The sequence below is a fragment of the Actinocorallia populi genome (assembly GCF_002995495.1).
GTDB classification, from domain to species: domain Bacteria; phylum Actinomycetota; class Actinomycetes; order Streptosporangiales; family Streptosporangiaceae; genus Actinocorallia; species Actinocorallia populi.
Genome location: NZ_PVZV01000006.1, coordinates 497,098 through 519,649, shown reverse-complemented (window position 1 = coordinate 519,649; position 22,552 = coordinate 497,098). Strand labels below are relative to the sequence as shown.

At 72.5% G+C, this 22,552-nt stretch carries 25 protein-coding genes; 12 read left to right on the top strand and 13 right to left on the bottom strand.

Going from position 1 to position 22,552, the window contains the following annotated elements; all coding sequences use genetic code 11:
- Positions 1-10 precede the first annotated feature (10 nt).
- Positions 11-601 carry a TetR/AcrR family transcriptional regulator gene (locus tag C2865_RS25745; RefSeq protein ID WP_198653592.1) on the bottom strand — a complete coding sequence of 197 codons (591 nt, stop codon included), beginning with the start codon at positions 599-601 and terminating at the stop codon, positions 11-13.
- A gap of 194 nt (positions 602-795) precedes the next feature.
- On the opposite strand from C2865_RS25745, the gene C2865_RS25740 reads away from it, so the two are divergent.
- From C2865_RS25740 to C2865_RS25730, 3 genes are read left to right on the top strand one after another with little or no spacing between them, the layout of a single operon-like run.
- Positions 796-1,833, top strand: a complete 1,038-nt coding sequence (locus C2865_RS25740; RefSeq protein WP_106401120.1) for an iron-siderophore ABC transporter substrate-binding protein — start codon at positions 796-798, stop codon at positions 1,831-1,833.
- 13 nt (positions 1,834-1,846) lie between these two features.
- Complete coding sequence (locus tag C2865_RS25735; protein WP_106401119.1) at positions 1,847-2,875, top strand: FecCD family ABC transporter permease; 1,029 nt, start codon at positions 1,847-1,849, stop codon at positions 2,873-2,875.
- Complete coding sequence (locus C2865_RS25730) at positions 2,872-3,894, top strand: FecCD family ABC transporter permease (protein WP_106401118.1); 1,023 nt, start codon at positions 2,872-2,874, stop codon at positions 3,892-3,894. Before C2865_RS25735 ends, C2865_RS25730 begins: the two co-directional genes overlap by 4 nt.
- Positions 3,895-4,009: 115 nt before the next feature.
- On the opposite strand, the gene C2865_RS25725 is transcribed toward C2865_RS25730, so the two are convergent.
- The 3 genes from C2865_RS25725 to C2865_RS25715 form a co-directional block, all read right to left on the bottom strand.
- Positions 4,010-5,413, bottom strand: coding sequence for a sulfatase-like hydrolase/transferase (locus C2865_RS25725; RefSeq protein WP_106401117.1), 1,404 nt, complete (start codon positions 5,411-5,413; stop codon positions 4,010-4,012).
- Between the two features lie 154 nt (positions 5,414-5,567).
- Positions 5,568-6,116, bottom strand: a complete 549-nt coding sequence (locus tag C2865_RS25720; RefSeq protein ID WP_106401333.1) for a P-loop NTPase family protein — start codon at positions 6,114-6,116, stop codon at positions 5,568-5,570.
- 95 nt (positions 6,117-6,211) lie between these two features.
- Complete coding sequence (locus C2865_RS25715; protein WP_106401116.1) at positions 6,212-6,739, bottom strand: hypothetical protein; 528 nt, start codon at positions 6,737-6,739, stop codon at positions 6,212-6,214.
- Positions 6,740-7,268: 529 nt separating this feature from the next.
- On the opposite strand from C2865_RS25715, the gene C2865_RS25710 reads away from it, so the two are divergent.
- Positions 7,269-8,138, top strand: coding sequence for a DUF72 domain-containing protein (locus C2865_RS25710; protein WP_106401115.1), 870 nt, complete (start codon positions 7,269-7,271; stop codon positions 8,136-8,138).
- A gap of 62 nt (positions 8,139-8,200) precedes the next feature.
- Here C2865_RS25710 and C2865_RS25705 read toward each other — a convergent pair whose 3' ends face one another.
- Both C2865_RS25705 and C2865_RS25700 read right to left on the bottom strand, forming a co-directional pair.
- A complete protein-coding gene (locus tag C2865_RS25705; RefSeq protein WP_106401114.1) occupies positions 8,201-8,995 on the bottom strand; it encodes an SAM-dependent methyltransferase in 795 nt (264 codons plus the stop codon).
- Positions 8,996-9,291: 296 nt separating this feature from the next.
- On the bottom strand, positions 9,292-10,107 hold the full coding sequence (locus C2865_RS25700) for a TetR/AcrR family transcriptional regulator (RefSeq protein ID WP_106401113.1): 816 nt from the start codon (positions 10,105-10,107) through the stop codon (positions 9,292-9,294).
- Positions 10,108-10,214: 107 nt separating this feature from the next.
- On the opposite strand from C2865_RS25700, the gene C2865_RS25695 reads away from it, so the two are divergent.
- From C2865_RS25695 to C2865_RS25685, 3 genes are all read left to right on the top strand, one after another.
- A complete protein-coding gene (locus C2865_RS25695) occupies positions 10,215-11,153 on the top strand; it encodes an ATP-binding cassette domain-containing protein (protein WP_106401112.1) in 939 nt (312 codons plus the stop codon).
- Positions 11,150-11,941, top strand: coding sequence for an ABC transporter permease (locus tag C2865_RS25690; RefSeq protein ID WP_106401111.1), 792 nt, complete (start codon positions 11,150-11,152; stop codon positions 11,939-11,941). The genes C2865_RS25695 and C2865_RS25690 overlap by 4 nt, the downstream gene beginning before the upstream one ends.
- 68 nt (positions 11,942-12,009) lie before the next feature.
- Entirely contained in the window at positions 12,010-12,681 is a 672-nt protein-coding gene (locus tag C2865_RS25685; protein ID WP_232835811.1) for a DUF5701 family protein, read from the top strand.
- Between the two features lie 2 nt (positions 12,682-12,683).
- Here the strand turns inward: C2865_RS25685 and C2865_RS25680 are convergent, their stop codons facing one another.
- Together C2865_RS25680 and C2865_RS25675 are read right to left on the bottom strand one after the other, a co-directional pair.
- Positions 12,684-13,481 (bottom strand): DUF3152 domain-containing protein, encoded by a 798-nt coding sequence (locus C2865_RS25680; RefSeq protein ID WP_232835810.1) that lies wholly within the window; start codon positions 13,479-13,481, stop codon positions 12,684-12,686.
- Positions 13,482-13,548: 67 nt separating this feature from the next.
- Positions 13,549-13,962, bottom strand: coding sequence for a VOC family protein (locus tag C2865_RS25675; RefSeq protein ID WP_198653591.1), 414 nt, complete (start codon positions 13,960-13,962; stop codon positions 13,549-13,551).
- 108 nt (positions 13,963-14,070) lie between these two features.
- Between C2865_RS25675 and C2865_RS25670 the strand changes: the two genes are divergently transcribed.
- The 4 genes from C2865_RS25670 to C2865_RS41550 all read left to right on the top strand — a co-directional run bounded on the left by C2865_RS25670 (position 14,071) and on the right by C2865_RS41550 (position 17,532).
- Positions 14,071-14,901 carry an aldo/keto reductase gene (locus C2865_RS25670; RefSeq protein WP_106401107.1) on the top strand — a complete coding sequence of 277 codons (831 nt, stop codon included), beginning with the start codon at positions 14,071-14,073 and terminating at the stop codon, positions 14,899-14,901.
- Between the two features lie 101 nt (positions 14,902-15,002).
- Complete coding sequence (locus C2865_RS25665; protein WP_106401106.1) at positions 15,003-16,139, top strand: DNA polymerase III subunit beta family protein; 1,137 nt, start codon at positions 15,003-15,005, stop codon at positions 16,137-16,139.
- Between the two features lie 65 nt (positions 16,140-16,204).
- Positions 16,205-16,849 (top strand): hypothetical protein, encoded by a 645-nt coding sequence (locus C2865_RS25660; protein WP_106401105.1) that lies wholly within the window; start codon positions 16,205-16,207, stop codon positions 16,847-16,849.
- 557 nt (positions 16,850-17,406) lie between these two features.
- Complete coding sequence (locus tag C2865_RS41550) at positions 17,407-17,532, top strand: hypothetical protein (protein WP_269802745.1); 126 nt, start codon at positions 17,407-17,409, stop codon at positions 17,530-17,532.
- A 539-nt stretch (positions 17,533-18,071) separates the two neighbouring features.
- Here C2865_RS41550 and C2865_RS25650 read toward each other — a convergent pair.
- From C2865_RS25650 to C2865_RS25635, 5 genes are all read right to left on the bottom strand, one after another.
- On the bottom strand, positions 18,072-18,449 hold the full coding sequence (locus tag C2865_RS25650; RefSeq protein ID WP_106401104.1) for a VOC family protein: 378 nt from the start codon (positions 18,447-18,449) through the stop codon (positions 18,072-18,074).
- A gap of 13 nt (positions 18,450-18,462) precedes the next feature.
- Positions 18,463-19,371, bottom strand: a complete 909-nt coding sequence (locus C2865_RS25645; RefSeq protein WP_106401103.1) for a Vgb family protein — start codon at positions 19,369-19,371, stop codon at positions 18,463-18,465.
- Between the two features lie 356 nt (positions 19,372-19,727).
- Positions 19,728-20,066 (bottom strand): hypothetical protein, encoded by a 339-nt coding sequence (locus tag C2865_RS39575; protein WP_157963914.1) that lies wholly within the window; start codon positions 20,064-20,066, stop codon positions 19,728-19,730.
- A 382-nt stretch (positions 20,067-20,448) separates the two neighbouring features.
- Positions 20,449-20,769 (bottom strand): AzlD domain-containing protein, encoded by a 321-nt coding sequence (locus tag C2865_RS25640; RefSeq protein WP_106401102.1) that lies wholly within the window; start codon positions 20,767-20,769, stop codon positions 20,449-20,451.
- 26 nt (positions 20,770-20,795) lie between these two features.
- The gene (locus C2865_RS25635; RefSeq protein WP_106401332.1) at positions 20,796-21,476 is read right to left on the bottom strand and encodes an AzlC family ABC transporter permease; all 681 of its coding nucleotides are present in this window, start codon (positions 21,474-21,476) and stop codon (positions 20,796-20,798) included.
- A gap of 78 nt (positions 21,477-21,554) precedes the next feature.
- Between C2865_RS25635 and C2865_RS41545 the strand changes: the two genes are divergently transcribed.
- Positions 21,555-22,136, top strand: coding sequence for a helix-turn-helix domain-containing protein (locus C2865_RS41545; protein ID WP_269802744.1), 582 nt, complete (start codon positions 21,555-21,557; stop codon positions 22,134-22,136).
- The last annotated feature ends 416 nt before the right edge of the window (positions 22,137-22,552 follow it).

Here is a 22,552-nt window from a genome sequence, read left to right as displayed (position 1 = left end):
TACCTGTGTATCACGAACCCAGGAGGCGGTCCACACACCCGGTCAGCACCGCCAGGGCCGCCGCCCCGTCCCGCCGCCCCGTCAGCACGCTGATGCCCAGCCCGTTGGCCACCGCCAGCAGCTCCGCCGCCACCGCGCCGCGATCCAGCGACGCCGCCACCAGGCCCTCCTCCTGCGCCCGCGCCACCTGGGAGGCCAGCAGCCCCTCCAGCACCGCCGCGTCGCGCGCCCCCTGCTCCGAAGGCCCGCCCCGGGAGAGCGCGTGGGCGTAGTAGGCGTGGTAGGTGAGGATCACGCGCCGCCCGTCCTCGTCGTCGGGCAGCACCGCCGACAACGTCCCCAGCAGCAGGGACCGCACGTCGCGCGCCCCGGCCGTGCGCGCGCGCACCCGCTCGCCGAGCCGGGCCGCCAGGTGCTCCAGCGCCCCGGCCAGCAACTCGTCCTTGCTGTGGAAGTAGTACTGCACCAGCCGCAGCGACACGCCGGCCTCGGCCGCCACCTCGCGCATCGTGGCCGCGTGCAGCCCCCGCTCGCTCGCCACCGCCAGCAGCGCCTCGGCGATCTGCCGCCGCCGCGCCGCGTGATCGACCAGTCTGGGCACCGATCCCCCTTCCGCGAACCAGCGCCACCCTATGCCCGGCGCCGCCGCGGGCACCCCCGCCACCGGACCTCACATTCCGGACAGATCGCCAACAAAAAGGAGTGTAGGTTAGGCTCACCTAACCAGTTATCACTGGTGCCGACACGCCGGTTTTGGTGCGCCCGATTCACCGACCACGAACCAAGGAACCACCCATGCTCACCCTCCGCTCCCTGCGCCGCCCCGCCCTCGTGGCCACCGCCGCCACCACCCTGACCCTCCTCCTCGGCGCCTGCGGCTCCAGCGACGACACCACCACCGGCACCGGCGAGAAGACCACCGCCGCCGCCTTCCCCGTCACCATCACCAGCGCCCTGGGCGACGCCGTCATCAACGAGCAGCCCGAACGCGTCGTCACCCTCGGCCAGGGCTCCGCCGAGACCGCCATCGCCCTGGGCAACACCCCCGTCGGCATCGAAAGCTACCCCTGGGGCAGCGACAAGACCGGCTACCTGCCCTGGATCCACGAAGCCGTCACCGAAAAAGGCCAGGAACCGCCCAAGCAGTTCACCGGCGGCGAAGAACTCGACATCGAGGCCATCGTCGAACTCGACCCCGACGTCATCCTCGCCCCCTGGTCGGGCATCACCCAGGAGCAGTTCGACCTCCTGAACGACGTCGCCCCCACCGTCGCCTACCCCGACCTGCCCTGGAGCACCGACTGGGACCAGCAGATCACCACGGTCGCCAAGGCCCTCGGCAAGCCCGACGACGGCGAAAAGCTCATCGGCGACATCAAGAAGCAGCTGAACGACGCCGCCCAGAGCCGCCCCGACTACAAGAACCTCACCTTCTCCTACATCTACACCGACGGCCCCGGCACCCTCGGCGTCTTCCTGCCCACCGAACAGCGCGCCGAAATGGTCGCCTCCCTCGGCCTCAAGCCCGACCCCGTCATCTCCACCTTCAAGGAGACCGAAGGCACCGACTCCGCCGTCATCGGCCTGGAGAACGCCGACAAGCTCAAGGACAGCGACGTCGTCTTCACCTTCTACACCGACGCCAAGACCCGCAAGGAAATCGAAGCCCAGCCCCTGTACGCCGCCATCCCCGCCGTCAAGAACGGCGCCGTCGTGGCCAGCGACGACAACTCCTTCGTCACCGCCTCCTCCATGATCAACCCCCTCACCGTCCCCTGGACCATCGAGCGCTTCCTCCCCCTCATCGACGAGGCCGCCGCCAAGGCCAAGTGACACCCCGCCCCCGATGACCACCCGCACCCCACACCCGTCGCGTGGCGCCCGACCCGGCGCCACGCGACTGGCGTTCTCCCTGGCCCTGGCACTCGCCCTCCTGGCCGCCACCACCCTGGCCAGCATCGCCCTGGGCAACCTCCACATCCCCCCGCACGACCTGTGGAACGCCCTCACCGGCAACGGCGACCCCCACCACACCGCCGTCCTCCAAAGCCGCCACCCCCGCACCGCCCTGGGCATCCTCGCCGGAGCCTGCCTCGCCGTCGCCGGCACCCTCATGCAAGGCGTCACCCGCAACCCCCTGGCCGACCCCGGCATGCTCGGCATCAACGCAGGCGCCTCGGCCACCATCGTCCTGGCCACCGCCTACCTCGGCGTCTCCGGCCAACACGACATCCTGTGGTGGTCCCTGCCCGGCGCCCTCGCCGCCGGAGCCGTCGTCCACCTCATCGGCACCCGCCGAGGCGGCACCAGCACCGTCCGCCTCGTCCTGGCAGGCGCCGTCCTGGCCGCCGTCCTCAACGCCCTCATCCAAGCCGTCACCCTCAGCGAACCCCAGGTCTTCGACAACTACCGCTTCTGGGTCGTCGGCTCCCTGGCCGGACGCGACTTCGACATCCTCTGGACCGTCCTGCCCCTGGCCGCCACCGGCCTCACCGCCGCCCTCGCCCTCGGCCGCCCCCTCAACACCGTCGCCCTCGGCGACGACTCCGCCACCGCCCTGGGCGCCAAACCCGCCCGCACCAAAGCCGCAGGCCTCCTCACCGCCACCCTCCTGGCCGCGGCCGCCACCGCCGCCACCGGCCCCATCGCCTTCGTCGGCCTGGCCGTCCCCCACCTCGTACGCGCCCTCATCGGCACCGACTTCCGCCTCCAGATCCTCTTCTCCCTCCTGCTGGGCCCCTCCCTCCTGCTCACCGCCGACATCATCGGACGCCTCGTCCTGCGCCCCGAAGAACTCATGGTCGGCATCGTCACCGCCTTCGTCGGCGCACCCGCCCTCCTGATCGCCGTCCGCAAAATGAGGAAGAACGCATGACCGCCCGCGGAGCGACCACCCCCCGCCGCACCCTGCGCCCGCGCACCCTGGCCACCGCCGCGGCCTTCCTCACCCTCCTGCTGGCCACCGCCACCGCCACCCTCACCCTCGGCCGCCTGGGCATCGCACCCGCCGAACTGCCCGCCGCCCTCCTGGGCGACGCCGAAGGCAAGAACGCCTTCGTCCTGGAACGCCTGCGCGGCCCCCGCCTCATCGTCGCCCTCGGCGTCGGCGCCGCCTTCGGCCTGGCCGGAACCCTCTTCCAGTCCGTCACCCGCAACCCCCTGGGCAGCCCCGACGTCATCGGCATCGGCGCCGGAGCAGGCGCGGGCGCCGCCATCGTCGCGCTCTTCCTCCCCGGCCTCCTCCCCGTCCCCCTCGGCGCCCTGACCGGCGCCGTCCTGGCCATGGCCATCGTCTACCTGTCCACCGGGACGGGCTTTCGCAGCCCGGGACGCTTCATCGTCGCCGGCATCGGCGTCACCGCCGTCGCCCAGGCGATCATCCAGTACGCCGTCTACGCCATCGAACGCGACAAGGCCAGCGTCCTGACCGCCTACGTCAACGGCAGCCTCAACGCCCGCTCCTGGGAGGACGCCGCCACCATCTGGCTCGCCGTCGCCCTCACCGCCCCCCTCACCGCCCTCATCGCCCGCGACCTGACGGTGGGGGAGATGGGCGACGACACCGCCACCGCCCTGGGCACCCGCCCCGCCCGCATCAGGACCACCGCCGTCGTCCTGTCGATCATCCTGTCGGCCGCCGCCGTCAGCGCCGCCGGCCCCATCGCCTTCGTCTCCCTGTGCGCCCCGCAGATCGCACGCCGCTGCACCCGCGCCCCCGGCCCCAACCTCGCCATGTCGGCACTGGCCGGAGCCTTCCTCCTGGCCCTGGCCGACCTGGCCGCCCAGCAGCTCCCGCTCTTCACCACCCTGCCCGTCGGCATCTACACCATGGCCCTGGGCGGCGGCTACCTCGGCTACCTCCTGCTGAGCGAATGGCGCCGCGGCGCACTGTGACCCGCGACCCCGCCGCACCGGGCCCGCCGGGCAGCCGCCTGCGCGGACCCGGACACCCCGCCGCGGGAATCCGGGTCCGGCCGACCGGGTGAGTTCCCTGCCACCCCGCAGGACCTCACGCCGGATAGGGCAGCAGACCCCCCTCGATCTCCTCCCAGCGCGCCCGCAACTCCCGCACCACCTCCGGACGCCGCCCGGCCACATCGGCCTGCTCGCGAACATCGGCACCCAGATCGAACAACGACTCCGCCGACCCCGAACGCAGGTACTTCCAGCCACCCCGCCGCAAGGCGCCCTGCGACCTCGTCCGCCAGAACAGATCCCGCTCCGGCGCCCGCGCCCCCCGCAGCAGGTACGGGACCAGGCTGCGGCCGTCCAGCGGATACTCCGGCGAAGGCGACACCCCCGCCGCCTCCAGGATCGTCGCCGTCCAGTCCTGCGTCACCACCGGCACCCGGCTGACCTGACCCGCCCGGATCGCCGCCGGCCACCGCAGGATGTTCGGCACCCGGATACCGCCCTCGTTCAAGCCGCCCTTCTCACCCGACAGCGGCCAGTTGTAGGAGAACCGCTCACCACCGTTGTCACTGCTGAACAACACCAGGGTGTCGCGCTCCTGACCGCTGTCACGCAACGCCCGCAACACCCTGCCCACCGCCGCATCCAGGCTCTCCACCATCTTGCGGTACGTCTCCAGCGAACCGCCGTCCTCATGGAAGAGCGCTCTGCCCTCACCCGCCCTGATCCGCCGGGTGATCTCGGCACTGGTCGCCCGGTCGCCCGGAGCCTCCCAAGGCCAGTGCGGCGCGGTGAAGTTCAGGTTCAGCAGCCACCGCCCGCCCCGGCGGCGGCGGATGAAATCAGCGGCCCGGTCGGCGATGGTGTCGGTGTAGTAGTCCAGCGACTCCACCGGCACCTCGCCCTCGTACAGGTCCACCGCGCCGCCGTTGGTCAGCTTGGAGTAGTAGTCCACCGCCCCCGACAGGTTCCCGAAGAACTCCTCCCACCCCGACTTGAGCGGGCTGAACCACGGCAGGAAACCGCAATGCCACTTGCCGAACATCGCGGTGGCGTACCCCGCGCCCTTCAGCAGCGACGCCAGCGTCGGATGCTCCGGCGGGATGCCGATCTGCTCGCCCGCCCGCCCGATCGGCTCCTCCAGGCCGCCGCGCAGCCGCCCCGGATAGCGCCCGGTGTACAGCGCGAACCGCGTGGGGGAGCAGACGGCCGCCGCCGAGTAGGCGTCGGTGAAACGCACGCCCTGGCGCGCCAGGGCGTCCAGGTGCGGCGTCTTGATGTCGGGCGAGCCGTAGGCGCCCAGATCGGCCCAGCCCAGGTCGTCGCCCAGGATGACCAGCACGTTGGGGCGGTCCGGGCGGCGCCGCGGGGGAGCGGCGCGAAACTCCCGCTCGCCCGGCGCCGCCTCGGCGGGCCTCGCCGCGAGCGCCACGCCCGCCACCCCGGCGGCCAGTCCAGCGGTCAGCGCGGTCCTGCGCCCGACACCTTCCTGATCGGCCACTTTTCCCTCTTCTCAGATCGACAATGCTAAACCGACTGGAATACTAGGGATTAGGGACGGGTGCGGCAAGCGCGGACAGGACTCGACATGATGGCCAAACCGTACGAACTGCAACAAAGTGGCACTAACCAGACAGAATCCCCCTTCTGTCGGGTTACCTTTCTTCGCCTCCGGGCACGAACCGCCCGGCACGGGGGAGGGAGGCCAGCCACCGGCGGACCTCGCCAGGGGAGTCCAGCCGCACCACGGCCGGCCCCGGATTCCGCCCGATCCGCTCGAGCGTCTTCTCCCGCTTGCGCTCGTACCGGCTCCACGCCCACCGGATGGGATGGTCGGCCTCCAGCCACTGGCCGAAGGACTCGCGGTTGCCGTTCCACAGCTCCCGGCCTGTCAGCGCCCGCGCCGCCGAGCGCCGCACCACGCGCCCCATCACCGTGCGGCGCGGCAGGTCCAGCCAGACCACGGTGTCGGCGCGCCGCCACAGCCGGTCGCCCAGCAGGGAGTGGTACTGGTCCTCGGTCACCCAGCGCGGCCCCGCCGAGAACGCCTCGACGTCGGCCTCGAACTCCGCGCGCCGTGTCCAGTTCGGGCCGTGGTGCAGCGCGTCGAGTTCGTGGTGGGGCAGTGCCAGCAGGTCCTGCAGCCTGCGGCCGAGGGTGGTCTTGCCCGCGCCGGAGATGCCTGAGACGAGTACCCGCTCCATGGGGTCGATGCTCCCACGGCCGCGGCCCCGGACGGTGCCGGGGCCGCGGCGCACGGGACGGGCTCAGCCGGTGTCGGGCCGGCTGGGCCCGCAGGTCACAGGCCCGAGCCGGTGATGGTGTACTGGCCGGTGATGTCGGCGGTGCCCGGGCAGAAGAAGTGGCTGCCGGAGTTCACCTTGCTGACGCTGGTGTCGAAGGTGGCGGTGACCGAGGGCGCGGAGCCGCTGAGGGAGCCGCTGAGGTTGCCGCCGTAGATGCAGGTGATGTTGCCGAAGATCGGCACGGTGATGGCCGCGCTCACCCGGAAGCCGGTGATGGAGGCGGTGGTTCCGCCGAGGTTGCCGCCCCACGGCAGGTTCTGGGTGGTGACCGTGATGGGGAAGTCGCCGCTGCAGCCGGTGATGGAGGCCGAGTTGACGGTGAGCGCGCCGGCGGGGGTGACGGAGCCGCCCAGGGTGGAGGTGGTGCAGGTGCCGCCGCCGATGCTCGACTCGATGGTCAGGGGCTGGGAGAGGGTGGCGGTGATGGGGCCGCCGGTCCAGGCCGAGGCCGGTGCGGCCAGGGCGAGGGCGGCGGTGGTGGCGGCGGCCGAGGCCAGGGCGAGGGTCTTGATGCGGGACATGTGTCTCCTCTGTCCGGAAACGGGCGCGCGGGGGGACCGCGCGCGGGCGGGATGTGGCCTGGTGCGGCCGTTCATGCTGGTCCCTGCGGTTTAGGCTGGGGCCGAGCGGTTCTCCCTCCGCCCATGTCGGGTGGGCGGAGAGAGAACCGCGCTTGGGGGGCGCGGCCGGTGCCGGGTCGGCCGGCCCGGTCGTGGACCGTCAGGGCGCCGGGGCGGGCCCTCGCGGACGGGCGTGCGGCGGACTCGGCGACGGGGGCTTTCGCGGTCGCGCGCTGCTCGTCGGAAGGGTCGTGGGTGTCGGGTCCGCCTCACTGCGAGGGGCCGTCGACGGGGGTCGGCAGCCCTGCGGTCGTGTCACCTTGCGAAGCCTTTCTTCAAGGTGCGAATTCCAGAAGGAAACGTAGGCAGTGGTTACTGGCCAGTCAATATCTGTCATGGGGTAACAGATGGCCGGATCATGACAGCCGTAACGTGTGTGAAATCCCTGGCGTCACGTCCGTCCCATCCACCGCCTGCTTAGGCTGGCCGCATGGGGGAGATCCTGGTGGGGACGGCGTCCTGGACGGACAGGACGCTGCTGGAGTCGGGCTGGTATCCGCCGGAGGCCAAGACCGCCGAGTCGCGGTTGCGGTTCTACGCCTCCCGGTTCGCGCTGGTGGAGGTCGACGCGACGTACTACGCGCCGCCGGCCGAGCGGACGGTCTGCCAGTGGCGCGATCGCACTCCGGAGGACTTCGTCTTCGACGTGAAGGCGTTCTCGCTGCTCACGGGGCATCCCACGCGCGTGGACAGGCTGTACAAGGATCTGCGGGAGCAGGTGCCGGCGCGCGGGAGCGTGTACCTGAAGGACGTGCCCGCAAGGGTGGTCGAGCAGGTGTGGGAGCGGTTCTTGGGCGCGCTGCGGCCGTTGCGCGAGGCGGGGAAGCTGGGGGCGCTGCTGTTCCAGTTCCCGCCGTGGTTCACCGCGGGCGGGCGCAACCGGGAGTACGTCCTGGAGGTGAAGGAGCGGTGCGCGCCCGCGCGGGTCTGCGTGGAGTTCCGCAACGGGACGTGGTTGTCGCCGAGCGACCGGGAGGCGACGCTGGGGTTTCTCCGGCGGCACGATCTGGCGTACGTCGGCGTGGACATGCCGCAGGGGCACCGTTCGTCGGTGCCGCCGGTGCTGGAGGCGACGTCGGACCTGGCCGTGGTGCGCCTGCACGGGCACAGCGACAGGTGGGACAGCTCCAGCGTGTACGAGAAGTTCGCCTACCTGTACGGCGAGGAGGAGCTCGGCGTGTGGGCGGGGCGGGTCCGGGAGCTGGCGGGGCGGGCGGAGACCACGCATGTGGTGTTCAACAACTGCTGCGGCGACCATTCGCAGCGGAACGCGGCGCGGTTGGCGGAGTTGCTGGTGTGAGGTGCCCCTCCCCCCTCTTCCGTCGCAGGTTGATAATGCACATTATGTTAAGTAGAGCGGGTTCAGGGCTTGCGGGCGACGCCGCAGTAGGCGGTGACCTCCGCGGGCAGGCCGTGCGGTTCGGCTTCGGGGCGCCAGTGCGACACCGACACCACTCCCGGCTCGAGCAGTTCCAGGCCGTGGAAGAAGGCGGCGATCTGCTCGGGGGTGCGCAGCCGGTACGGGTCGCCGGCCTCGGCGCGGGTCTTCTCGGCTTCGGCGGCGGCCTCGGGGTCCACGGCGTTGGTGCCGTCCTCCAGCGCCAGGTAGCTGCCCGGCGGCAGGGCGGCGACGAGTTCGTCGCGCACGGCCATCGCCTCGTCGTGGTCCCAGACGTTGCCGAGGATGCCCAGCATCATCAGCCCCACCGGGCGGGTGAGGTCCAGTGTCTCGGCGGCCTGGCGCAGGATGTCGCCGGGGTCGTGGACGTCGGCGTGGATGTAGGAGCAGGCGCCCTGGGGGGTGCTGGTCAGCAGGGCGCGGGCGTGCGAGAGGACCAGGGGGTCGTTGTCGACGTAGACGATGCGGCAGGCGGGGTCGGCGCGCTGGGCGACCTCGTGGGTGTTGTCGACGGTGGGAAGCCCGGTGCCGATGTCGAGGAACTGGGTGATGCCCTTCTCCCCCGCCAGGAGGCGGACGGCGCGGCCGAGGAAGGCGCGGGTGTGGCGGGCGACGTCGACGATGCCGGGGTAGACCTGGCGGACCTGGTCGCCGACCTCGCGGTCGGCGGGGTAGTTGTCCTTACCGCCGAGCCAGTAGTTCCAGACGCGGGCGGAGTGCGGGGTCGTGGTGTCGATTTCGGGGAGTGGTTCGTGCATGGGGGTGCTTTCTGCTGGTCGGGTGGTCGCGGGCCGGGTGCGGCGCGTGTTCGATCATGCCAACCGGCAGGGTGAAATGCCCGCTATCCAAAGATTTTTTAGATAAACATAGATAGGTCGTGGGTAGTGACAGATCGAACGCTTCGAGTGATAAGTGGTTGTCACAGCCTGTTCATCAGGTGCTGACAACGGTGCAACGCTCGCGTTCGACACTGTGCAAGGGAACGCTCCCGCCCCATCGGTGATCGGGAATGGTGGAAACCGCGGCGCGCGGCCACTTACCGCATCGGCAGGCGTCACGGGGGTCCCGCGTCCGGCGCGGGCCCCCGCAGTTCCCCCTCTCCCCCGCCTTCCCGGTCCTCCTCGAGGCGGCGTTCGATGCCGTCCAGGAGGCGGTCGAGGCCGTAGTCGAAGGCGGCGTCGCCGAACTCCTCGAAAGCCCCGGCCTCCCAGACGGCGTACAGGTGGGGGAAGCGTTCGCGGGTGACGAGTTCGGTCAGGTGCGGCGCGGCCTCGTTCCACCAGCGGTCGTAGTCGTCGTGGTCGGCGAAGCCGCCGTCGAGGTCGGCGCTGGTCAGGACGGCGCCGCTGGCCTGGCAGGCGCCGCGCACGTAGGCGTCGACGCTGCCGGCGATGGCGGCCTGCCGGGCGGCGGGCAGGCCCAGGGGCGCCAGGGCGCCGTAGACGGCGTCGGCGCGGGCGGTGCTGTTGGGGCTCATCAGCATCAGGCCGGGGGTGGCGACCGACAGGGTCCAGGGGTGGTTTTGGTGGAGGTCGCGGTCGAGGTGGGCGTAGTGGCGCAGGGCCTGGCGCCAGGTGGCTCCCCCGGGGGGCGGCGGGGTGGGGCCGACGGCGCGGTCGTACATGAGGTGGAGCAGTTCGGTGCGGCCCGGCACGTAGGTGTACAGGGACATGGTGCCGACGCCGAGGCGTTCGGCGACGCGGCGCATGGACAGGGCGTCGAGCCCTTCGGCGTCGGCGAGGTCGGTGCCGGCCCGGATGATCTGGTCGAGGGTGACCTTGGGGCGGGGGCCGCGGGAGGGCGGGGGCGGCGGGGCGCCCCACAGGAGGGCCAGGACACGGCCGGGGTCGGGCCTTTTGCGGTCGGCCATGTGGTGTACCTCACATTATCTCCGTAGGTTGTACGGAATTAACTCCGCATGCCGTACGGTTCTCTCCGGCAACAACTCCGTACACCATACCGAATAGGAGGGCGGGCATGGAGATCCACGCGCGGGGCCTGGTGAAGGCCTTCCGCGGCGCCCGGGCCCTGGACGGCTTCGACCTGGCCGTCCCGGCGGGCTCCGTCCACGGCCTGCTGGGGCCCAACGGGGCGGGCAAGACCACCGCGGTGCGGGTGCTGACCACGCTGCTGCGCCCCGACGGCGGCACCGCCCGCGTCGCCGGGCACGACGCGGTGTCCGAGCCCGCGGCGGTCAAGGCCGCGATCGGGCTGCTGGGCCAGCACGCCGCCCTGGACGAGGTCCTGTCGGGACGGCAGAACCTCGAGCTGTTCGGGCGGCTGCACCACCTGGGGGCCAAGGAGGCGCGCAGGCGCGCGGGCGAGCTGCTGGAGCGCTTCGGCCTGGCCGAGACCGGGTCGCGTCCGGTGTCGGGGTACTCCGGCGGGATGCGGCGCCGGCTGGACCTGGCGGTGTGCCTCATCCGCTCCCCCAGGGTGCTGTTCCTGGACGAGCCGACCACCGGCCTGGACCCGCGGGCGCGCGCCGAGGTGTGGGAGTCGGTGCGGTCCCTGGTCGGCGGGGGCGCGACGGTCCTGCTGACCACCCAGTACCTGGAGGAGGCCGACCGGCTCGCCGACCGCATCAGCGTCGTCGACAGCGGCCGCGTCATCGCCGAGGGCACCGCCGGGCAGCTGAAGGACCTGCTGGGCGGGGACAGGCTCGACCTGGTGGTGCGCGAGCACGGCGAGCTGGAGCGGGCGGCGCGGATCGTGGAGCGGGCCGTGGGCGCCCGCCCCGCCGCCGACGCCGACGCGCGCCGGCTGGGGGTGCCGGTGGCGGACCGGATCGGCGCGCTGACCTCGGTGATGCGCGCTTTGCAGGAGGAGGGAATCGGGGTGGAGGACATCGCGGTCCGCCGCCCCACCCTGGACGAGGTGTTCTTGCACCTGACGGCGGCAAAGGAGGAGTCGTGACGAGTGCGGCGTGGGTGGTGGCCGACGGCTGGACGCTGACGAGGCGGGCGCTGCTGCACTGGGTGCGCCAGCCGGCGCAGGTGATCGTGGGGCTGCTGTTCCCGGTCCTGATCGTGGTGATGTTCGTGTACATCCTGGGCGGCGGCATGCAGGTGCCGGGCGAGGGCGGGTACGAGGAGTTCCTGCTGCCGGGGATGTTCGCGCTGACGATGGTGTTCGGCATCGAGGGCACGTTCACCGCGGTGGCCTCGGACGCGGCCAAGGGCGTCACCGACCGGTTCCGCACCCTGCCGATGACGCCCGGCGCGGTGCTTCTCGGGCGGTCGGCGGCCGACCTGCTGAACTCGGCGCTGGGCCTGCTGGTGATGATGGGGTGCGGGCTGGCCGTCGGCTGGCGCTGGCACGAGGGGTTCGGGCGGGTCGTGGTGGCGGTGGCGCTGCTGTTGTGGCTGCGGTTCGCCTTCCTGTGGCTCGGCATCTACCTGGGGGTGCGGTTCCCCTCGCCGGAGGCGGTGGTGGTGATGCAGATCCTGGTGTGGCCGGTGGGGTTCTTGTCGAACGCGTTCGCGTCGCCGTCCGGCATGCCGGGATGGGTGGCCTTCCTGGCGGAGGCCAATCCGATGTCGGCGACCGTCACCGTGATCCGTGACCTGTTCGGCAATCCGGGTGCGGTGGACGGTTCGTGGACGGCCTCCTACGGCGTGTGGCCCGCGGTCCTGTGGCCCGCGGTGATCACCGCGGTGTTCCTGCCGCTGGCGGTGCGCCGCTACCAGCGGCTGGGCGGCTGAGATTCCCGCCCCTCCCCCGGCGGTGGCCGCCGGGGGTTTTCGATCGGGAGACCGAGAAGGAGATGGTCTTGCACGAAGTCCCCAGTACGGAGCTGGACGCCGGTGCCGAGTTCGACCGGCAGGTGCGCGGGTTGGTCGAGGCGGGTTTCCCGTCCGCGGCGGGGCTCGGCGAGGCGGAGTTCCGCGCGCTCGTCACGCCGCTGCGCGAACAGGCCGTGGCCCTGGGCGCGCGGGAGTGCGATCCGGCGGCGGGGCGGGTGCCGTTCGTGCTGGTGCTCACCCGGGAGGTGGTGGCGGTCGAGGAGGCGATGCGGCTCACCGTCCTGCGCGGCGGCAGGGAGCCGGGGTTCGTCGACCGGTCCTTCGAGCCGGGTTCCCTCGAGCGGTTCACCGCCACGAAGGAGGTGCGGCTTCCCGGTGACCCGAAGGCCTACCTGCTGGTGGGCGTCGAGCGCGGGGAGGAGTTCTGCGGAGTGGTCCCCCAGGAGGCGCTCGACGCCATCGCGGCCAGGGGCCGCACCGCGCTGACCATCGAGGAGGGCATCGCGCTGCTCGCGCTCTTCCCGCAGGTGCTGGTGAAGAACAAGTGCTTCTCGCTGGGCGGCTCGCGGTGCGGGGACCGGCGCGTCCCGGCGATCTGGATCAGCCGGCGGGCGCCCAAGCTCGGCTGGTGCTGGGTCGGCAACCCGCACACGTGGCTGGGCATGGCCTCGGCGGCGGGCCGCCGCGCGGCCGGGTGAGGTCAGCCGACGGCGCGGCGCAGCACGGTGGCCAGGGCGCTGTGGGAGCGGTCGATGCGGGGTGAGGCGTGGCGGCGCGGCCACGGGTTGGGCGCGCACCCGTACAGGGAGATGCTCTGCTGGACCATGACGGGGGCGGGCCGTCCGGGGCCGGGGCAGGTGCGGTGGCCGTGGCCGAGGGCGTGCCCGACCTCGTGGTTGATGAGGTATTCGCGGTAGGTGGCCAGGTCGCGTCCGTAGGAGGCGGCGCCGCGGGCCCAGCGGGTGGCGTTGATGACGGCGCGGCTGCCCTGCCAGCACGACAGGCGCAGTCCGACGTCCAGGGGCCGGCAGTGGCGGCGGGCGACGGCGGGGCTGGTCAGGGAGACGCGCAGGTCGACGGGTTCGCGGTCGGTGCGCTGGAAGCCGGCGGGCCAGCCGCGCGGGTCGGTGAGGATGCGGTGGACGTCGCGGGCGAACTCCCGGGGGGTGAAGGGCAGGCCTTTTTCGACTTCGACGAGGTAGCGGACGGGGCGGTGGCGGTGGTGGCGGGGCGTGTCGGTGCCGGGGGCGATGAGGTAGCGGCCCGAGGCGCGGGTGGGGACGTCGCGGGTCGCGGGCTGCAGGCGTCCATTGACGACCAGGGGCGGGGCGGCGGGGCGGGCGGCGCGGGGTGTTTCGGGTAGGGGCGCCGGCGCGCCGGGCGGGGCGGGCGCGGCGCGGGTGATGAGGGCGAGGGTGAGGGCGGAGGACATCAGGACGGCCAGTGCGGTACCGGCGTGGCGGCGGGTGCGTGAGGGGGCTCGTCGGTGTGATCCCATACCCGAACAGTAACTCTTCTGTCGCCGTGGGTGACGGCAGGTCGGGGTTCGCGGTCGGTGTGCGGGGTCAGGCGTAGTAGCGGGCTTCGATGACGTTGCGGTCGGGGTCGGTGAAGTAGAGGGTCTCGGGTGCGTGGCCGCGGGCGCCGAAGGAGTCCTTCATGGTGAGGGGGACGGGGATGCCGTGGGCGGCCAGGCGGTCCTTGAGGGCGAGGTAGCCGTCGTGGTCGAGGTTGAGGCACAGGTGGTTGACGGGGTGGCCCGCGGTCCCCTCCCCCGCGGCGTTCAGGCCCGCGGCCAGGGGCAGGGGCGCCAGGTCGATGATGGTTCCGGCGCTGACGCGGACGCTGGGGAAGGGCGCGGTGCCGTCGCGGAACTCCTGCAGGCGCAGCGGGGTGAGTTCCAGGACGGTGGCGTAGAACTCGGCGGAGCGGATCGGGTCGGCGACCCACAGGACGATGTGGTCCAGTTCGATGTGCACGGTCTCTCGTTTCTCTCGGGTGCTGTTCTCACTCTGCCAGGCGGGGAGACGCAAGATCCTGAAAGGATGGTTTTGGCGGTGTAGTGGGGACATGAGGGGGCTGGACCGGTGGAGACATTCCGTATCGGCGGCGAGAAGGCCGTGGGGCGGCTCGGGTTCGGCGCGATGCGCCTGCCGACGGAGGCGGGACCGCAGCGGCAGGCGTCCGTCGCGGTGGCGCGGCGGGCCGTCGAACTGGGCGTGACGCTGATCGACACCGCGCACCTGTACGGGTGGGGCGCCAACGAGGAACTGCTGGCTGAGGCGCTGCACCCGTACCCGCCGGAGCTGCTCGTCACCACGAAGGTGGGGGTCGCGCCGCCGCCTCCGGGAGGGGAGGCCGATCTGTGCGGGCGGCCGGAGTTCCTGCGCGAGCAGGTCGAGGACGGGCTGCGTCGGCTCCGGGTGGAGCGCCTGGAACTGCTGCAGCTGCACCGCGTGGACCCCCAGGTGCCGCTGGCCGACCAGGTCGGAACGCTGCGCGACCTGCGGGCGCAGGGGAAGATCGGCCACATCGGCCTGTCGGAGGTGAACGTCGCCCAGCTGCAGGAGGCGCGCGGGATCGTCGAGATCGCCAGCGTGCAGAACCGCTACAACGTGCTCGACCGTGAGCACGAGGCGGTGCTGGAGGCGTGCGAGGCGGCGGGGATCGCCTTCCTTCCGTGGCGGCCCGTGCACCCGGCCGCCTCACAGGACGCGGGCGAGATCGCCGAGGTCGCCGCCGAGACGGGCGCCACGGCCGCGCAGGTCGCGCTGGCGTGGCTGCTGCAGCGCTCCCCCGTCATGCTCCCCATCCCCGGCACCGCCGGGATCGCCCATCTGGAGGAGAACGTCGCCGCCGCGTACCTGCGGCTGAGCGGTGAACAGTACGACCGCCTGGACCGGCTCGCCGCACCGTGACGAAGACGGCCCGGTAAGGCAGGTGCCCCGCCGGGGCGCGCGGGGCGGTGCTCCCGCCCCGGTTTGACCTTCAAGCAGGTTGAACGCCCACAATCACGTCCATGGACGAGACCGGCGGATTGATGAGCATCGGGGTGTTCGCGCGGCGGGTGGGGCTGGCGCCCAGCACCCTGAGGTTCTACGACGACTGCGGGCTGCTGCCGCCCGCCCGGGTGGACGCGGCGACCGGCTACCGCTCCTACGCGCCCGAGCAGGAGGAGCGGGCCGTGCTGGTGCGGCGGCTGCGGGACGCCGGGATGCCGCTGCCGGACGCCTCGGTGGTCCTGGACGGGCCCGCCGACCGGGCGCGGGCCGTCCTGCAACGGCACGCCGACAAGACCCGCGAGGCCGCGCTCGCCGCCCAGGCGGTCATCGGTGAGCTGCTGCGCGGCCTGCCCGACGGCCCCGAACCGGTGTGCGCCCGTCTCGGCGGCCCCGAACTGGCCGGAGCCATCCGCCAGGTCGCATCCGCCGTGGCCCGCGGCGCCACCCTCGGCCGCTTCCCCGTCCTGGGCTGCGTGCTGCTGGAACTCGACGGGCACGAGGTGCGCCTGGCCGCCACCGACCGCTACCGGCTGTCCGTCCGGACCCTGCCCGCGGGATCGGCAACGGGCGGCCCCCGCCAGGCGGCCGTGCCCGTCGAGGCCCTCCAGCGGGCCGTCCCGTGGCTGCTGCCCCTGCCCGAGGTCGAGATCGACCTGAGCGGCCCGGACGTCCACCTGCACGACGGCCCCCGCCGCTTCCACCTCCCCGTCCTCGCCGAGCCCTTCCCCTCCTACCGCCTCGTCCTGCAGGACCTGTCCCCCGCCCGCCACCGCGTCATCACGCCCCGCGAACCCCTGGCCGCCCTGCTGGCCCGCCTGCGGCCCGGCCGCCCGGCCGGGGACGACAGCGGTCACGGCGCCGTGGAAGACCTTCCGGCCGGGCAGCCGGCCCCCGACGTGGAGCCGGTCCTGCTGCACGGCGGCGGGGAAAGCCTCCTCGTGAGCGGGCCCGGCCTGAAGGAGACGGCACTGCCCGCGGTGTGCACGGGACCACCCGCACGGGTGCACTTCGACCCCCGGGTGCTGCTGCCTGCATTGGAGACGAGCGTGGGCCCCGACGTGCTGCTGGAGATCTCCGCCCCCGACCGGCCCGTCGTGGTCCGCTCCGCCGACCAGGGCAGCTTCACCACGCTGGTCATGCCCGTCCGCGCCTGAGACCCCCCTTTGCGGACCCGCTCACGCGTCCGCCGGTCCACCGACGACATCGAAAAGGAAGACCCATGAATCCCGACAACCCCGTGGTCGTGCTGTGCTCCCAGGGCATGCAGGCCGAGGCCGAAGGCCGCGACGACGACGCCCGCGACCTCTTCCGGCAGGCGTGGGAGACCGCGGCCGACGACTACGAGGCCTGCATCGCCGCCCATTACCTCGCCCGCCACCAGCCCACCGCGCACGACACCCTGCACTGGAACCAGGAGTGCCTGAAGCGCGCCGACCGCGTGGCCGACGACCGCGTCAAGGGCTTCTACGCCTCCCTGCACCTGAACATCGCCCACGCCCACCGCGACCTGGACTCCCCCGAGCAGACCCGCGAACACTTCACCCTGGCCGCCGAACGCCTGGCGGACGTCCCGCCTGGCCCGTACGCCGACGGGCTCCGCCTGGCCGCCGCCGAGGGCCTGCGCGCCTGCGGCGCCCTGCCGCCGAACCCCGCAGCCGCCCTCCTGGACTCCCTGGCCGCCGCCCTGTGCGACCGCCGCGACCTGAAATCCCTGTCTCTCCTGCTGCCCTCGCTCCTGGGCGACCTGGGCACCCCCGACGACCGCCTGCGCCTCTCCACCGCCCTGCACACCCTCCACGCCACCCGCACGCTGCCCGACTCCGAACAGGCCGCCCTCCGCCAGGCCGTCACCGCCCTGTCCTGACCCGCCGACCTGCGCAGACGCACCACCGGGACGCCTTCTGCACGCTCGGCGAAAAGAGATCCGCCCGCCGGGCGCCGAGCAGAACGCACGCACAGGAGCCGTCCGGCGCCGCCTCGAAGAGGGGCACCCGGGCAGAACACATGGAAGGAGCCATCCGGTGCCCCACGCACCAGCTCCCGCATCGCCCGCATCAGCTGCGTGAAGGCGAAGCAGAAGGAGTCATCCGGCCGCCTCCTGTCTCGGCCAGGGCCGCGAGCGCGAACAACAACCGTATGACCGACATGGCCGCCGGGATCGGCCTGCCCGAAGACGACCGCTCCGGTAGTTGGGTCTTCAGTCCATGCCCCACGCACCAGCTCCCGCACCGGCTGTGCGAAGGCGAAGCAGGCGCGGGCGGCAGGCGTTCGCCGGTCCTCGCCGTGCGGCTTCGGCAGCGGCAGGGCCGGCGCACCCGGCCGCACACGCCGCCGGGGACCGACCGGCGTGCAGCGCCACCGGCCTGCGGCCTGCTCCGGCGCCGCCGTGGAACTTCGATCTACCTTGATCGTTGTCGGGGCATGAGAGACGAGCAGGCACTGGCGATGGCCGAACGGGAGATGCGGCCCCCGTCCGGGATACGGGTGCGCAGGCCGGCGGGGAACGGGCGCACCGTTGAAGCTCTGAGGCTCAACGTGCGCCGCTGAGACACTGAGGTCCGCTGGGGTCTTGGAGTTCGCCGTGCGTCATTGAAGGCCTTGGGGTTCGCCGCGAGGGCGAGGCCCTGGAGATCACGCGCCCTGTTGAGGTCGCGGCCGTACCGCACGCCGTTTGAGGTTTTAAGGTTTGCCGCGGTCGTTGGGGTCGCGGCAGCGCCGCAGGACTGCTTGCTCGTGCTTTGACCAGTGTGTCCCGTACGGTCGCCGTGTTTCCGTCGGCCGGGGCCTCCGTCTTTGGGTGCCTCTGGTATCGCGATCGGGCGACGCGCCCTCGGGCATCCGATCCGGTGACGGACGGCACGGCCCCGCAGCACCAGAGCGATACTGCGGGGCATCGGACCGCCCAGGCCGGACCAGGCCCCGTACGAGGGCGTGAGAGAACCCTCCCACCCGTCACGGGGCGTGCACACGATGCACGTCGCCGGACGGGGACACAGCGAACAAGGGAGCCCAGCGCATCCGATCGGGATGCGCGCAGATCCGGAGTCGGGAGCAAATGCCCTTCCTGGACGCTGTTGAGGAACGGTTCAGAAATAGGGGCGGGTGATCAGTTCGATGGCGTGTCCGGACGGGTCCTTGAAGTAGACGCCGCGGCCTCCGTGCTCGGTGTTGGTCTGGCCGGAGAGCTTCATCTGGGGGTCGGCCCAGTGCTCGATGCCGCGGTCTTTCAGGCGGGCGTAGGCACGGTCGAACAGGTCGTCGTCGAGGAGGAACGCGTAATGCTGCATCTGGATCTCCTCGACGGGGGGTTCGGCGAACTGCAGCAGCACTCCTTCGTCGAGGCGGACGTTGGTGAACGGCCCCCAGGAGAGCGTTTCGGGCAGGTCGAACAGCTCGCGGAAGAAGAGCGCGGACTCGTTGCGGTCCTTGGAGACGATGATGGTGTGGTTGAAGGTGACGGTCATACGGGTCTCCTGTTCAGGCGTTGTCGGGAGTCGTGCGGACGGGGGCGATGCGGGCGAGCGCGCCGGTCTCCAGCGCCGTCCACAACGCGCCGTCCGGGCCGAGGGCGATGCCGTGCGGCTCGCAGGCGGGGGTGGGCAGGTCGTGGACCTCGATGGCGCCGTCGGCGGTGATGCGGCCGACGCGGTTGGCGCCCCATTCGGTGAACCAGGCGGCGCCGTTCCCGTCGGTGGTGATGGCGTGCGGCCGGGCGGCGCGGTCGGGGAGCGGGAACTCGGTGATCCGCCCGTCGGGGGTGATGCGGCCGATCTGGCCGGCGGCGATCTCGACGAACCACAGGGCGCCGTCGTGGCCTGCGGTGATCCCCACGGGTGCGGCGGCCTCGGTCGGCAGGGGGTGGAGGGCGACCGCGCCGTCGGTGCCGATCCTGCCGATCATGTTGGCCTGGTTCAGGGTGAACCACATCCCGCCGTCGGCTCCGGCGGTGATCGCGGAGGGGAACGCGCCGCCGACCGGGAGCGGGAACTCGGTGATCCGCCCGTCGGGGGTGATGCGGCCGATGCGGTCGGCGGCGGTCTCGGTGAACCACAGCGCGCCGTCGGGGCCTGCGGCGATGCCGAACGGGCCGCAGCCGGGGGTGGGCGGTGTGAACTCCTCGACGGCGCCGTCGAGGGAGATCCGTCCGATGCGGTGCGCCCGGTACTGGGTGAACCACAGCGCGCCGTCCGGTCCGGGAACGATGATCGTCGGCCCGCAGTCCGGGTCGAGCCGGTGGCGCGTGGGTTCCCCGCCCGGCACCAGCCTGCCGATCCCGCCACTGTGGACCAGGGTGAACCACAGCGCCCCGTCGGGTCCCGCCGTGATGGCGTACGGCCCGTCGTCGCGGCCGGCCACCGCGTATTCCTCGATGAGAACCCGGGTCAATGTGTGCTCCTCGCGATGTCGTTGATGAGCGCCGCCAATGATCGACGGGCGTGCCGTTGCCGTCGCTGACACGGTTGGCGTCGTTGGCGCGATTAGTGAGTTTGATTCGATTGCTGTGTTTGCCGTGGTTGGTGCAATTGCTGTCGTTGATGCGGTTGACGCGCCCGGTACCGATGATGCGTTCGGTACCGACCGGGAACGCCGACCAGAGACTCCGACCGGGGCTGCCGGCCATGGCGCTGAGCGGCGAGCGCTCTCGGGTGCCGCGTGGTGTGCGCCGCTGGGTGCCGAGGCGCGTGCGAGCCCGGCAGGAGGGCGTTGGTCCCGCCGCGCTGCCGTCGGCCGCGTGGCCGCGGTCAGGGCAGGCGAGTGTGGCGGGCCAGGAGTCGGCAGGTGCTTTCGCGCCGGCGGCGGGCGGGGACCCGGATGGGCGTCTCGTGTCGCGGCGCGTTCAGCGCACCGGCCGGGTCCATCCCGGCGTCGCGCCCGTTGCCGCGCCCGTTGCCGCGGTCGGAGTGCTCCTCCACCGGCCGGGCAGGACCGTCCGCCAAGCCGGGTGGGGCCGTCCGGTAGCGGCTGGTCGGGGCCGTCGGGGAGAGGCCGGGCGGGCCGTCCGGTAGTGGCGGCGGAGCGGTTCCCGCGGGCGGCAGTGGGGCGGGGCCGTCCGGCCGGTGCCGGGTTTCGGCAGAGCTCACCGCTGCCTCCACACCGGTGGAGGCCTTGGACCTGCGTGCGGTTCTCCCGGTCGGCCGGTGGGCGCGGTGCGTCTTCTCCACCGCCGGGCCGAGGGCTCGGCGGTGAGGCCGGGCTCTGCGGGGTCGTCTGCCCTCTGCGGGCGGGGTGTCGGCGTCTTCTCGAGGCAGGGTCCGCTGGTCGCGGTGCCGGGTGCCTGTTCTCTTCGACTGGTCGTCGGACGCCGTCGGGTGTCCGTGGGATCTCACTAAGATCGTCCCATTGTTCCGGCGCCTCCGCGCCCTCGGCGATCTCTTTGCCGGGTGCACTGCGACGCTGTTGAAGATCTTGCCGATGTCCGGATGGCCTGTCAACCGCATCGGTGCGCTTTTTCGGGTGATCTGGTCAGGGGATGCCGCACAGGCGGAGGAGCGCGGTGGTCGCGGCCGCGGCGAGGACGATGACGGGGAAGGGCGCGCGGCGCAGGGCCAGCAGGGCCGCGGTGAGGACTCCGGCCGTGCGGGACCAGCCGGCGAACCCCTGGTCTTCGGTGAGGGCGGAGGTGGCCGCGAGCGCCAGGAGGAGGACGGTGGTGGCCATGGCCAGGGGCGCCGCCAGCCGGTCGGCGGCGCCGAGGCGTTCGTGCAGGAGGGGGCCCGCCAGGCGGAAGGCGTAGGTTCCGGCGGCCAGCAGCAGGATCGCCGCCATCGGCAGGGTCGCGGTCATGGTGGTCTCCGATGTCGTGCCGGGGATCAGGAGGGGGCTCGAAGGCGGGGCAGGAAGGGGACGAGGGCCAGGAGGGAGAGCAGGACGGGCAGGCCCGGGGGCAGCAGGGGCGTGGCGGCCACGGCGATCAGGGCGCCGAGCAGGGCGGCGTGTCGGGTGGGGCGGTCGGCCAGGGCGGGCAGGACGAGGGCGAGCAGGACGGCGGGGAAGGCCGCGTCGAGGCCCAAGGCGTTGACGTCGCCGACGGCGTGGGCGGCCAGGGCGCCCAGGAGGACGGAGAGGTTCCACACCACGAACAGGGCCAGGCCGCACAGCCAGTAGGTGGCGCGGCGGCGGACCGGGTCGTCGTGGCGCAGGGTGAAGGCGACGGTCTCGTCGGTCATGAGGTGGGAGCCCAGCAGGCGGGCCCAGCGGGGGCCGGACAGCACGTCGGCGACGGCCAGGCCGAAGGGCAGGTGGCGGGCGTTGAGGACCAGGCCGGTGGCGACGGCGGCCAGGGGCGCGCCTCCGGCCAGGGCGACGCCGATGGCGGCGAACTGGGCGCCTCCGGCGAACACCAGCAGGGACATGGCGACCGGCACCCACAGGGGCAGGCCGCCGGAGACGGCGAGGGCGCCGAAGGACGCGCCGACCAGCGCGTCGGCGACGCAGACCAGCGCGATGTCGCGGAGTGTCGCCCGACCGGGCGTTCGCCAGAACGAACTCATGGCCATTACAATGAACACCATGGCCGCGTTCGTCAAGTCGAACGCCTGGACTCCTTCAGCGAACATGGAGTGGACACCGTGACGCACGGCATGCCGGACACCGGCTCCTCCCCCGCCGGGATCATCAAGACGATCGCCGCGGCCATCCGCCGCGAGCGTGAACGCGCCGGCCTCACCCTCACCGAGCTCGCCCGCCGCGCCGGGCTGGCCAAGTCCACCCTCTCCCAGCTGGAGTCGGGCACCGGCAACCCCAGCGTGGAGACGATCTGGGCGCTGGGCATGGCGCTGGGGGTTCCCTTCAGCCGCCTGGTCGAGCCGGCCCGACCCCGCACCCACCTCATCCGCGCCGGCGAGGGCCCCGTCACCCGCTCCCAGGAGGCGGACTACACCGCCACCCTGCTGTCCTCCTGCCCGCCCGCCACCCGCCGCGACCTCTACCGCATCACCGCCGAACCGGGCTCCCCCCGGGACTCCCGACCCCATCAGCCCGGCACCGTCGAACACGTCATCCTCAGCACCGGCCGCGCCCTGGCCGGCCCCCTGGACTCCCCCGTGGAGCTCCACCCGGGCGACTACCTCACCTACCCCGGCGACACCCCCCACACCTTCGCCGCCCTCACCCCCGCCACCACCGCCGTCCTGGCCATGGAGCACCCCTGACCGACGACCGCCCCCTGCTCCGGCCCCGGACCGGCGGCCCGACCGCGATTTCGCGCCCCCGCCGGCGAACCTCACTCCCCCGGCCGGAGCCCGGCCCCGCTCCAGACTCCCGACCGACAGCCGGTCGCGGTTTCACGTCCCCACCGGTCGGCGGCCCGGCTGCTGCTCCGAACTCCCGACCACGGCGAACTTGACGCCCTCGAACAACGGACAGGCTGCGGTTTCACGCTCTAGGTCGGGGCTCGGCCGCTGCTCCGAACTCCCGGCCGGCGAACCTCAGCTCCCTCGGGCCGCGGTTTTTCGCCCCTGCGGATGGCCCGTCCGGCGCGGAGGGTCCCGCGCGATCGTCCTCGGGACGGGGGTCGCCTCTGCAGGGCGCTGCGGACTCCGGGTGAGGGTGCGGGGCTGTCCGTGTC